This window comes from Allofournierella massiliensis (assembly GCF_004345265.1).
GTDB classification, from domain to species: domain Bacteria; phylum Bacillota; class Clostridia; order Oscillospirales; family Ruminococcaceae; genus Allofournierella; species Allofournierella massiliensis.
Window position 1 is genome coordinate 1 of record NZ_SLUM01000048.1, and the last position, 12,373, is coordinate 12,373.

General features: G+C 52.2%; 12 protein-coding genes. 10 read left to right on the top strand and 2 right to left on the bottom strand.

Annotated features, from left to right (window positions below; genetic code table 11):
- Positions 1–183 precede the first annotated feature (183 nt).
- The 3 genes from EDD77_RS17150 (at position 184) to EDD77_RS17160 (ending at position 2,243) form a co-directional block, all read left to right on the top strand.
- Positions 184–1,221: an IS1595-like element ISSag10 family transposase gene (locus EDD77_RS17150; RefSeq protein ID WP_058962567.1), complete on the top strand. Its 1,038-nt coding sequence runs from the start codon at positions 184–186 to the stop codon at positions 1,219–1,221.
- Between the two features lie 23 nt (positions 1,222–1,244).
- Entirely contained in the window at positions 1,245–1,739 is a 495-nt protein-coding gene (lnu(C), locus tag EDD77_RS17155; protein WP_058962568.1) for a lincosamide nucleotidyltransferase Lnu(C), read from the top strand.
- Positions 1,740–1,889: 150 nt separating this feature from the next.
- Positions 1,890–2,243: a hypothetical protein gene (locus EDD77_RS17160; RefSeq protein WP_442856497.1), complete on the top strand. Its 354-nt coding sequence runs from the start codon at positions 1,890–1,892 to the stop codon at positions 2,241–2,243.
- Positions 2,244–2,967: 724 nt separating this feature from the next.
- Here the strand turns inward: EDD77_RS17160 and EDD77_RS17175 are convergent.
- Entirely contained in the window at positions 2,968–3,105 is a 138-nt protein-coding gene (locus EDD77_RS17175; protein WP_058964247.1) for a helix-turn-helix transcriptional regulator, read from the bottom strand.
- A 173-nt stretch (positions 3,106–3,278) separates the two neighbouring features.
- On the opposite strand from EDD77_RS17175, the gene EDD77_RS17180 reads away from it, so the two are divergent.
- The 6 genes from EDD77_RS17180 to EDD77_RS18335 all read left to right on the top strand — a co-directional run bounded on the left by EDD77_RS17180 (position 3,279) and on the right by EDD77_RS18335 (position 10,763).
- The gene (locus EDD77_RS17180) at positions 3,279–4,313 is read left to right on the top strand and encodes an alcohol dehydrogenase (protein WP_058964248.1); all 1,035 of its coding nucleotides are present in this window, start codon (positions 3,279–3,281) and stop codon (positions 4,311–4,313) included.
- Between the two features lie 337 nt (positions 4,314–4,650).
- Positions 4,651–6,405: an ammonium transporter gene (locus EDD77_RS18725; protein ID WP_187120501.1), complete on the top strand. Its 1,755-nt coding sequence runs from the start codon at positions 4,651–4,653 to the stop codon at positions 6,403–6,405.
- 92 nt (positions 6,406–6,497) lie between these two features.
- The gene (locus tag EDD77_RS17190) at positions 6,498–7,487 is read left to right on the top strand and encodes a Gfo/Idh/MocA family protein (protein ID WP_058964249.1); all 990 of its coding nucleotides are present in this window, start codon (positions 6,498–6,500) and stop codon (positions 7,485–7,487) included.
- A 147-nt stretch (positions 7,488–7,634) separates the two neighbouring features.
- Positions 7,635–9,143 (top strand): Y-family DNA polymerase, encoded by a 1,509-nt coding sequence (locus tag EDD77_RS17195; RefSeq protein WP_058964250.1) that lies wholly within the window; start codon positions 7,635–7,637, stop codon positions 9,141–9,143.
- Entirely contained in the window at positions 9,140–9,559 is a 420-nt protein-coding gene (locus EDD77_RS17200; protein ID WP_058964251.1) for a hypothetical protein, read from the top strand. The genes EDD77_RS17195 and EDD77_RS17200 overlap by 4 nt, the downstream gene beginning before the upstream one ends.
- A 244-nt stretch (positions 9,560–9,803) precedes the next feature.
- On the top strand, positions 9,804–10,763 hold the full coding sequence (locus EDD77_RS18335; protein WP_242868378.1) for a tocopherol cyclase family protein: 960 nt from the start codon (positions 9,804–9,806) through the stop codon (positions 10,761–10,763).
- A gap of 83 nt (positions 10,764–10,846) precedes the next feature.
- Here EDD77_RS18335 and EDD77_RS17210 read toward each other — a convergent pair whose 3' ends face one another.
- Entirely contained in the window at positions 10,847–11,584 is a 738-nt protein-coding gene (locus EDD77_RS17210) for a YoaK family protein (RefSeq protein WP_058964252.1), read from the bottom strand.
- Positions 11,585–11,787: 203 nt separating this feature from the next.
- Between EDD77_RS17210 and EDD77_RS17215 the strand changes: the two genes are divergently transcribed.
- Entirely contained in the window at positions 11,788–12,240 is a 453-nt protein-coding gene (locus EDD77_RS17215) for a YaiI/YqxD family protein (RefSeq protein WP_058964253.1), read from the top strand.
- Positions 12,241–12,373: the final 133 nt, after the last annotated feature.

Consider the following 12,373-nt stretch of genomic DNA (forward strand, 5'->3'; position numbering starts at 1 on the left):
CCGGGAACAGGAAAGACAACAACTGCGTCGATTGTCGCAAAAGAATCGAACATGGATAAATCTGTGCATATGCACACAGACGACTTTTTTCATTAGGCTCTGTCACAACAAATGGTTGATTTTTGACGAGAAATAGCGTATAATAATAGTAAGAAACAGTACCACCGAAGGAGGTAATTGGATATGCCTACTATCAAAGACGCATTAGATATTATCGGTAAGTTGACTGTCGCAGAGCAGGAAAGCCTTAAAACAATGCTTTTAAGTCCTGCCTTTGTAAAGTCTTTGAATATTGAAGATTTCGTAGCAAAGGAACGCTTTGCAAATGGTCGTGTATGCCCTCTTTGTGGCTGTATCCATGTGGTTCGCAATGGTCATCGTAAAGATGGCACACAGCGATATGTATGTAAGGATTGTGGCAAGTCCTTCGTGATTGCTACGAACTCCATTGTGTCTGGTACAAGAAAAGACTTGTCCGTGTGGGAGCAGTACATTGATTGTATGATGAATGGCTTATCCATTCGTAAGACTGCTGTTGCTTGTGGGATTCACAGAAACACCGCATTCCTTTGGAGACACAAGATTTTGGATGCACTTCAGAATATGGCAGACGATGTTACCCTTGACGGCATTATTGAGGCTGACGAAACTTTTTTCGCCATCTCGTACAAGGGCAATCATAGCAAGAGTAAGACATTTGCTATGCCACGCAAGGCTCATAAGCGTGGTCATTCTACACATATCAGAGGCTTGTCCCAAGAAAAGGTATGTGTTCCTTGTGCGGTTAATAGGAATGGCTTGTCTATCTCCAAGATTACGAATACTGGTAGAGTTTCTACAATAGATTTACATCATATTTATGATGGTAGGATTAAGACCAATTCCACTCTTGTTACGGACAAGATGAACTCCTATGTGAGATTTACAAATGCCAATGGCATTGACCTTGTGCAGTTAAAGACTGGCAAAGCCAAGAAAGGCATTTATAATATCCAACATATCAATAGCTACCATAGCCAGCTAAAGAGGTTTATGCGTGGCTTTAACGGTGTTTCTACCAAGTATCTGAACAACTATCTTGTGTGGAATAACCTTGTAAATTACGCCAAAGAAAGCGACATGGAGAAAAGGAACATCTTCTTAACTTTCGTTTTGGCAACATTGAAAACTGCTAAATGCAGAGATTTATCAAACAGACCAGCAGTTCCTCTGGTCGCCTAATTAGAATTTGTGGAGATGATAAGATGGTCAATATAACAGATGTAAAACAGATTCTTCAATTTGCAATAGATGCGGAGATTAAAGTCTTTCTTGATGGTGGCTGGGGTGTAGATGCTCTTCTTGGATATCAGTCAAGAGCCCATAATGATATTGACATTTTTGTAGAAAAGATCGATTATCAGAACTTTATAGAAATAATGAAAGCTAATGGCTTTTATGAGATTAAGATGGAATATACAACATTGAACCATACTGTATGGGAAGATTTGAAAAACAGAATTATTGATTTGCATTGTTTTGAATATACGGACGAAGGTGAAATTCTTTATGATGGGGATTGTTTTCCGGTAGAAACTTTTTCGGGTAAAGGAAGAATTGAGGAAATAGAGGTTTCCTGTATTGAACCATATAGTCAAGTAATGTTCCATCTGGGATACGAGTTTGATGAAAATGATGCACATGATGTGAAGTTATTGTGTGAGACACTTCATATCGAAATTCCAAATGAGTATAGATAACTGCAAATAACAGTTTGTAGGGGAGTTCTGATACTCCCCTATAAAAATGGCTATTTATCAACTGTTTGTTGTGACATAGCCTTTCATTATTTAAGCAAAGGAGCAATACCGCCGCATTTACCAGAGTCCAACGAACAAAATTTAGTTGTCATTGAAGCCTTTTTAGAAGCTGCAAAGCGCTATGCCCGCGGCGGATATGATGTAATTGTAGATGGAATTGTCGGGCCGTGGTTTTTAGAACCATGGAGAGCCCTTGTTCGAGAAGATTATGAAGTACACTATATTGTTTTAAGAGCCAGTAAAGAAGAAACTATGAAACGAGCTGTGGAACGCTCAAAATTAGACAGAAAAACAAATGTTGAATTAGTAGAAACAATGTGGGAGCAATTTTGTAATTTGGGGATATATGAATCGAATGTTATAGAAACGACAACCTATTCTATCCAAGAGGCTGTTTTTGCAGTAAAAGAAAAAATTTCAAGTGGAGCCGCATTGCTATCTTAAACGATTTCTAAAAATCGAAATTTCATTTATCAGAGAAATAGCAAAGCCAGTTAACGGTCAAGATGAACGGCGCATTTCATGCGCCGCCGTTGACCGTTCCGTCTGGCTTTGCTGATGGGCAATCAAGGCGGGAAAGCCCTAAAATGGCTTCCCGCCCATTTCAATTATGAGAAAAGAAACACTCCAAAATCAGAAAGAGAGCGGCCAAGCACTTTGAGGGATTGGTCGCCTTGTTCACCCATTCAGCGGAACGGCGGGTGGCGGTCAAGGCCGGGTGTAAGCCCGTTCATTTCAGCCTTGACGGTTGCCCGCTGTCCTGTTACTTTTCCGGGAGTGTAGCCACAACTTCGGGACACTTTGTCCACAAGTCGGAGCGTAGGACGAGGGACGGGGGCTTTCATATACGCCCAGTCTGCTGTTGAAACCAGACCTGTGCTTACGGCTCTACGCCACGCAAGCACAGCCCTGTTTTCCTGCCGCTCCAAATGCCCTTGCCCTCCCCGGCGGCAACGGCATTTTCACGGCAACGCCGACAGAGCGTATAACACACTACACTTTGCTTCGCAAAGTCGTGTGCCAAATGGGGGCGTTGCCCCCTTTGGAAACCCCCACAAGAAAAGGCGGTACGCTACCCCTCCACGGGGCGCATACCGCCTTTTCTTGTTATCCAGCCCTCCGGCTGTATCGGTTGAGCAAAAGTCAGCGTGGGATTGATGTGGTATCTTTATCTAAGTGAACCCCCGGTTTCCCATTTGGATACCGCTTTATCGCTTACATCCAGCTTTTCCGCCAATTGCGCCTGTGTGAGCTTTTTCGCTTCTCGCAGCTTTCGGATGGTGTTCCCGGTGATATATGCATTCATGTCTGTTCTCCTTTTCCTTTTGTCAGGGTTCATTATAACAAACCACTTCTGCTGCAACAACCTACGCTGCGTGGAGCTGCCGGTTTGTTGCCTTTGTATGGAAAAAAGCCGCATTCCGGTGTAAACTGATAACAGGACAAACGAATTTTCCGGCCAGAAAAGGAGTGTTTTACATGCTGGCTTATACTTATGTGCGCCCCGGCGTATTCGAACTAAAAGAAAAGCCCCGCCCGCAGCTTCAGGGCGAACGGGATGCCATTGTAAAGGTAACCCTGTGCAGCATCTGCACCAGTGACCTTCACATCAAGCACGGGTCTGTGCCCCGGGCCGTGCCTGGCATTACCGTAGGCCACGAGATGGTGGGCATCGTGGAGCAGGTGGGCTCCGCCGTGACCAGTGTACGCCCCGGCGACCGGGTGACCGTGAATGTGGAGACCTTCTGCGGCGAGTGCTTTTTCTGCCAAAACGGCTGGGTCAACAATTGCACCGACCCCAATGGCGGCTGGGCGCTGGGCTGCCGCATTGACGGCGGACAGGCGGAATATGTACGAGTGCCCTTTGCGGATCAGGGGCTGAACCGCATACCGGACAACGTGACCGACGAACAGGCCCTCTTTGTGGGCGATGTGCTGGCCACCGGATACTGGGCGGCGCAGATTTCAGAGATCAAACCGGAAGATACCGTGCTGATTCTGGGCGGCGGCCCCACCGGCCTTTGCACCCTGCAGTGCGTGTTACTGGCAGACCCGAAACGGATTATTCTGTGCGATATTGATCCATCACGGCTGGCTTTTGTGAAAGAACATTATCCCGATGTACTTACGGCCGGATCCGAGGATTTGCCGGAATTTGTCCGTGCCAACAGCGATCACGGCGGTGCGGATGTGGTATTGGAGGTGGCAGGGGCACCGGAAACCTTCCGCCTTGCCTGGGAATGCGCCCGTCCCAATGCCATTGTGACCATTGTAGCGCTCTATGACGGACCGCAGACGCTGCCGCTGCCCGACATGTACGGCAAAAACCTGATCTTCAAAACCGGCGGTGTGGACGGCTGCAACTGCCGTGAAACACTTGAGCTGATCGCTCAGGGCAAGCTGGACACCACGCCGCTGATCACCCACATCTATCCTTTGGCAGATATCGAAGCTGCCTATGACCTGTTTGAGCACCGAAAGGACGGGGTCATCAAGGTGGCGGTACGCTGCTGAAAGCCAACACGCATCGGCTGATTTCACAGAGTACAAAAGACGCGGTGAACACATTTTATTTATTTTAACGCTTTATCGCTTTCTCTTGATATTTGCTTAAATTTCTTCTTGACTTTCCCCTTTTCCGGGGCTAGAATAAGGGCAGCAAAGGCGCTTTGATGGGAATCCGTTTCCCGCAAAGCGCCTTTGTCGTTTTATCCGTTCCCCCTGCCGGAGATTTCGACAGGTGGGCTACACATCCATACAGGCAGCACAACGGCGTGCTGCGCGGTTTTGAGCCTGACCGCGCGGCCCGCCGTTTTTGTTTTGTCTGCACTGAGTATGAGGAGGGAAAGTTATGACACAGGAACTCACAAGTATGATCACGCAAAGCGTGAACGATCAGGTCTTTGGGATCTGGTTTCTGATCGGTGCGGCGCTGGTGTTCTGGATGCAGGCCGGCTTCGCCATGGTGGAGACCGGCTTCACCCGTGCCAAAAATGCCGGTAACATCATCATGAAAAATCTGATGGATTTTTGCATCGGCACGGTGGTGTTCATTTTTCTGGGCTTTGGCCTGCTGCTGGGCGAAGATGCTCTGGGCGGATTCATTGGTCTGCCCACTTTGGGAATCTTCACCGACTATGCGAACTTCGACTGGTCCAACTTTGTGTTCAATCTGGTATTCTGTGCCACCGCGGCAACCATCGTTTCCGGCGCAATGGCAGAGCGCACCAAATTTCTGGCCTACTGTGTTTATTCCGCAGTGATCTCGGCGGTAATTTACCCCATTGAGGCACACTGGATCTGGGGCGGTGGCTGGCTGAGCCGGCTTGGCTTCCACGACTTTGCCGGGTCCTGCGCCATTCATTTCTGCGGCGGCCTCACCGCGCTGATCGGTGCTGCCATGCTGGGCGGTCGAATTGGCAAATTCAGCCGCGATAAGAACGGAAAGGTCACCAGAGTTCACGCCTTCCCCGGCCACAATCTGGTCATCGGCGCACTGGGCTGCTTTATCCTCTGGTTCGGCTGGTATGGCTTCAATGGAGCTGCCGCCACCACCGGCCCCCAGCTGGCCTCCATCTTCATGACCACCACCATCGCTCCCGCGGTGGCTACCGTGGCCTGCATGATCTTCACCTGGGTTCGTTACGGCAAGCCGGATGTGTCCATGTGCCTGAACGCTTCGCTGGCCGGCCTGGTGGCCATCACCGCTTCCTGTGACGTGACCGACGCTTTCGGCGCTTTCATCATCGGTCTGGTGGCTGGCCTTCTGGTTGTTTTTGGCGTATGGTTCTGTGACTATGTTCTGCATGTGGACGATCCTGTTGGCGCGGTTGCCGTCCACTTCATGAACGGTGCCTGGGGCACCATTGCGGTCGGCCTGTTCGCCACCAGCACCGCCCCCGAATCCACTCTGGACGGCGTATTCTACGGCGGCGGCTTCGGGCTGCTGGGCATTCAGTTGCTCGGTGTTGCGGCGGTTGGCATCTGGACCGCTGTCACCATGTTCATTGTTTTCAAGATCATTGACCATACCATCGGCCTGCGGGTCAGCCAGGAGGAAGAAATTGAAGGTCTGGACTCCAAAGAGCATGGCCTTGCTTCCGCTTATGCAGGCTTCAGCATTATGGATGCCACTGCCGGCGGCATGGTGGAAAACGAGAATACCGATCTGGGCACTTCGGACTATCACGTTGCCAGCGAGGCACAGAAAGCCGCTGCTGTTCCGGTGGTAAAGAACGCCGATCTGAACACCGGCATCCACAAGGTTGTTATCATTGCCCGCCTGTCCCGGTATGAACGACTGAAAACCGCCCTGAACGATCTGGGGGTAACCGGCATGACCGTTACTCAGGTTATGGGCTGCGGTATTCAGAAAGGCGCGGGTGAAAAGTACCGCGGCGTTGAGATGGACGTAACTGTTCTGCCCAAGGTAAAGGTGGAGGTTGTTGTGGCACACATCCCGGTGGCGGATGTAATCGACACTGCCAAAAAAGTACTGTATACCGGCCATGTGGGCGATGGCAAGATCTTTGTTTACAGTGTGGATCAGGTGGTGAAGGTTCGCACCGGCGAAGAGGGTGTGCAGGCGTTGCAGGACGTGGAATAACCGCTTTTCCCTTTGACTGATTTTTTGACAGATTCCCTCCCTTCGGGTATACTGAAACCATTCCGCATCAGTAACCCGTAGGGAGGGATTTTATGAATTTTGGTATTCTGGGCGCTGGTTCCATCGCCGGCATCATGGCCGAAACCATTCAAATGCTTAACAAATCCGGGTGTAAAGACATTTCGCTTTACGCTGTTGCCGCCCGGGAATTGCCCCGTGCGCAGAGCTTTTCTGCCCGGTATGGCGTGCAGAAGGCATTCGGTTCCTATGAAGAAATGCTGGCCGACCCGGCGCTGGATCTGGTTTACATCGCAACGCCCCATTCCCACCATTACCAGCACATCAAACTTTGTGCCGCCCACGGAAAGCATGTTCTGTGCGAAAAGGCGTTCACCGTGAATGCCCGTCAGGCAGCGGAAGCTCTTCGCTACGCAAAGGAGCAGGGCGTACTGGTAACCGAAGCCATCTGGACCCGATACCAGCCCATGCGTCAGATGATCCGTCAGATGCTGGACGAAGGGTTGATCGGCACGCCCGGTCTGCTTACCGCAAATCTGTGTTATCCGGTCAGCGACCGGCCACGGATTGTAACCCCGGCACTGGCGGGCGGCGCACTGCTGGATGTGGGTGTTTATACCCTGAATTTTGCCGAGATGGTGTTTGGCCCCGCCGATGAGGCCCATGCCAGCTGCACCAGAAACGAGCTGGGTGTGGACATGACCGACCAGATTGTTCTGACCTGGAAGGATGGCCGGGCCGCTCACCTGACTGCCGGCGTCACCGTTGCATCCGACCGCTGCGGCTGCATCTATGGCGATCGGGGCTATCTGGTAGTGGAGAACATCAACAACCCCCAGAGCATTTCGATCTTTGACGCCGACCACCGGTTGACGCAAAAAATCGACTGCCCCATTCAGCTTACCGGTTACGAATACGAGGTGCTGGAAACCATGCGATGCATTCAGGAGGGCAAGCTGGAATGCCCCTCCATGCCTCACAATGAAACCATTCACATCATGGAACTGATGGATAAAATCCGTACCCAGATGGGGATAAGCTACCCCTGCGAGGAACTGGACTGAGCCCCAGCTGCAGTAACCTTTTGACCCTCTCTGACCCAGACGGAGTGAAGCCATGGCTTCACTCCGTTTTTCTGTTGCACCCCACGAGGATATTTATGATATAATTTTTTACAGATTACAGCCCCGGCGAAAGGAGATGTTCCGTGTTTGCAGTCCCGCACCTATATTGCAATTGATCTGAAATCCTTCTACGCTTCCGTGGAATGCCGGGAGCGCGGGCTGGATCCCATGAACACCAATCTGGTGGTGGCGGATGAAAGCCGCACGGAAAAGACGATCTGTCTGGCCGTGACGCCCTCGTTGAAAGCATACGGCATTCCCGGCCGAGCCCGCCTGTTTGAGGTGATCCAGCACGTCAACACGGAAAATGCCCGGCGCCGTCTGGCTGCCCCGGGCCATCAGCTGACCGGAAGCTCCTGCTTTGCATCGGAGCTGAAGGCCTCCCCCGCCTTGGCGGTGGACTACATTGTTGCTCCGCCCCGTATGGCCTATTACATGGAATACAGCACACGGATCTACAACATTTACCTGAAATACATAGCACCGGAAGATATTGTGGTTTATTCCATTGACGAGGTCTTTATGGACGTGACCGGCTATCTGGATACTTATGGTCTGTCTGCCCGGGAGCTGGCCCGAACAATGATTCTGGATGTTTTGCAGACCACCGGCATCACCGCCACAGCCGGAATCGGCCCCAATCTCTTTCTGAGCAAGGTGGCAATGGACATTGGCGCAAAGCACATCCAGCCGGATGAAAACGGCGTTCGCATTGCCGAGCTGGACGAGATGAGCTACCGGAAAAAGCTATGGAATCACCGTCCCCTCACGGATTTCTGGCGGGTGGGCCCGGGTTATGCCCGCAAGCTGGAGCGGTGCGGCCTGTTCACCATGGGTGATGTGGCCCGCTGCTCCGTTCAAAACGAAGATCTGCTTTACAGTCTGTTCGGCAAGAACGCCGAGCTTCTGATTGACCATGCCTGGGGCTGGGAGCCCTGCACCATCGCGGCCATCAAGGCTTATAAGCCCCAAAGCAACAGCCTGGGCTCCGGCCAGGTATTGCAGTGCCCCTATCCCCACGAAAAGGCCCGGCTGGTGTTGCGTGAGATGGCAGAACAGCTGGCGCTGGATCTGGTGGACAAGGGGCTCGTGACCGACCAGCTAGTGCTCACGGCGGCATTTGATATTGAAAACCTGACCGATCCTGCCCGCCGAAAACTCTACCGGGGCCCGGTGGTGACCGACCATTACGGCCGCCAGATTCCCAAACATGGCCACGGCAGTGAAAATCTGGGCGAACACACCTCTTCCGGCAAACAGCTTCTGGAAGCAGCCACCGCTCTTTTCGAGCGAATTGCGCCGCAGGAGCTTCTGATCCGCAAGCTGAGTCTTTCGGCCAACCATGTGATTCCGGAAGCGGAAGCCATTCGTAAGACCAGCGCCCCGGAACAACTGGATCTGTTCACCGATTACTCATCTCTGGAAAAGGAAGAAGCAACCCGGAAAGCCGAGCTGGAAAAAGAACGGCGCATGCAGCAGACCATGATGTCCATCAAAAAGAAATTCGGCAAAAATGCAATTTTGAAGGGCATGAGTCTGGAGGAAGGCGCCACCGCCCGGGAACGCAACGCACAGATCGGAGGACATAAGGCATGACCAGTTCCTACGAAGATATTCTTCATCTTCCCCATCACGTTTCTCCCACCCGGCCCCAGATGCCCATGGAGGATCGGGCGGCTCAGTTTTCGCCCTTTGCAGCACTGGTAGGCTATGACGATGCCATTGACGAAACTGCACGTCAGACTGAAGCGCAGATTACACTGACCGAGGACCGGAAAGCTGAACTGGACCAGACCATGCAGCAGCTGCTTCGCCAGCTGGACCGGCAGCCCATGGTTCGACTTCGCTATTTCGTGCCGGATGAACGGAAGGCAGGCGGAGCGTATGTGACCGCTGCCAAGCAGATCCGAACATTTAACCCGACTGCCCGCCTCCTGTTTTTCACCGATGGCACCCATATTTCTCTGGATCAAATTGTAGAGCTGGAGCAGGCAGACAATGAGGCCTTCTGAATCGCTTCCATTGTTTCCCTGCGCGGAACCGCCAGAACAACATACCCATACCAAATGTGAGGAATGAAACGATGAATAAAAGCGACATTACCCGGGATTACTGCATGCTCAAGGGACCTCTGGCCAAAAAAGGCTACGACTGGTGGTGGCATTCCTTCACCGCCGAGCATGTTCAGGCCGGGCAGAAAAAACCTTTTACATCGAATATTTTCTGTGCAACCCCGCTCTGGCACAGCCGGAACCGATGCTGGTCTGGAATGATCCCGAAAAGCAAAAGGCCGGCATGCGTCCTTCCTACTGCATGGTGAATGCGGGCTTCTGGGGCAAGGAAAAAGGACAGCTGCATCGCTTTTTCCCCTGGAGCCAGGTGAGCATCCCGATGAATGAGCCGCTTCACCTGACGGCCGGAGACTGCACCTGTACCGAAACCCGCCTGACCGGAAGCATTCGGGTTACCCGGGAACAGGTTGCCGCCCATCCGGAGTGGATGAGCGATGCGGGCGAAATGGAGTGGGATCTGAGGGTTCACAAGCTTGTAGCATATCATGTGGGCTATGGCGCTTCCCGCTTTTTCCGTGCGCTGAACGCTTTCGAGATGTTCTGGCATGCCGAAGGCATGAAAACTGCCTTTGAGGGCTGGGTTCGCCTGAACGGTGAGGAATACCGGGTACGCCCGGAAACCTGCTATGGTTATGCAGACAAAAACTGGGGCGGCGATTTCACATCGCCCTGGGTATGGCTGTCGTCCAGTGATCTGGTGAGCCGCCGGACGGGAAAACGCTTGCAAAACAGTGTGTTCGAGGTGGGCGGCGGACGCCCCAAGGTATTCGGTTTCGCACTGAACCGCAAACTTCTGGGCCAGTTCTATTACGAAGGCAAGGATTACGAATTCAATTTCAGCAAATTCTGGACCGGAAGCCGCACCTTCTTTGACTGCACCGAAACCGACACCCAAATCCTTTGGAAGGTCACGCAGACCACCTTCCGTGCCAAAATGGAAGCAGAAATCGCGTGCAACAAGGAGGAGATGCTGCTCATCCACTACGAATCTCCCGATGGCTTCAAGCGTCATACCCGCCTTTGGAACTGTGGAAACGGCTTTGGCTCTGTACGCCTATACGAAAAGCGGCAGGGCCGCTGGCACCTCATTGACGACATGAAAGCCGGAAGTGTCGGATGCGAGTACGGGGAGTACGGCGCATAATGGCGCTGTTTCCTCGGTTTTAAGCAACACACCCCCGCAGCGTTTTGTGCTGCGGGGGTGTGTTGCTTAGCTGCTTTATCCGGTCAATGCCCGGCCGGTTTTTGTTCCATGCGGTTCTTTTCTTCCCCCAGATCTGCCTTGAGCAGCGCCGCAAAGACCACCACCAACGGAATCAGCGTAAGCCAGATGGATCGACCGCCCATCCAGTGCCCAAACAGACTGCCCAATGATGCACCTGCAAAGAAAAAGAGCAGCATGTACAGATGAACAAACAACTCTTCCCGGTGGGAATGATTCCCGGTATGCCGGTGCTTCACTTCCCTTGCCAGTCCGATGCCGATCTGCCGGATATGATTGGTGGCGAAGGTGGTGGCGACCGGGACACCCTCTGCCTGACGGAAGGTATTGTACTGCATGGAGGCCACAAAGTTGATAATCACCTGCGTGATCTGTACCGGGGCGGAGTCCGGCAAAAAGCCCAGAAACAGCACCGCCAGAATCTCCACCAGGATCAGCATCGTATCCCATCGGATGGCCAGCCGATGCTTGACCGGATTCGGTACCAGCTCAGACAAAAACGCTCCCATCATATACGCGGAAATAGGGATCACATAATACAGTGTCGCCTTCCATTCCCCTGCGCCCAGAGCAAGACCCATGAGCACCACGTTGCCGGTTTGCGCATTGCAGAATACATTGCCCCGCAGCAGGTAGGTATACGCTCCCCAAAAGCCCGCCACGGTGATCAACGCAAAATAGATCCAGCGTTTTTCACAGGTCAGATAAACCGGCTCACTCCATTTTGATTCCGTTGTTTTCATGCAATTTGATTCCTCGATTCCAGAAAAACGCCGCCACCTTGCGGCAGATTTGCGTGATGCAGCATGACGCATCACTCCTTTAGCATGATAGCATAACTCCTTCGTCAATTCAAATCGCTGTATTCTGTGGTATACTGAATATCAGGTGTTCCGTATGCGTACCTGCGGCCGGTTCACCGGTAATTTCCCCGGGAGGAATAACAATGCCCACTGTTTTGATTGATGCCGATGGCTGCCCCGTGGTAAACTGCGCCCTGCGCATCTGCCAACAACTGCAGATTACGGTACTGATTTTATGTGATGCTGCCCACCAGATTCAGCGGGAGGGCGCGCAAACGCTCGTTTTTGACAAGGGAGACGACAGTGTGGACTTTGCACTGGTAAACCGGGTTCGCCCCGGCGACATTGTCATCACGCAGGATTACGGGCTTGCCAGTATGTGCCTTGCCCGCAGAGCCCGTGTACTCAACCAGAACGGGCTGGAATACACCGCGGACAACATCGACCTGCTGCTTGACCGGCGCTGGCAGAACAAAAAGCTGCTTCGGGCGGGCAAGCATCCCAAAGGGCCTGCCAAACGCACCCGGGAACAGGATGCGGAATTTGCCCGGGTATTTGAATCCATCCTGCGGGAGTGTACTTTACCTGAAAAATAAAAAATCCGGCTTTCCTCACTTATGTGGAGAAAGCCGGATTCAGCCTGTCGAAAAAGGTCACCGAAAGGTGGCCTTTTTCTCGTATTGAGGAAAAGAAAGCGGTATAATAGTGTGGGGGGATAAAAATGCTGGT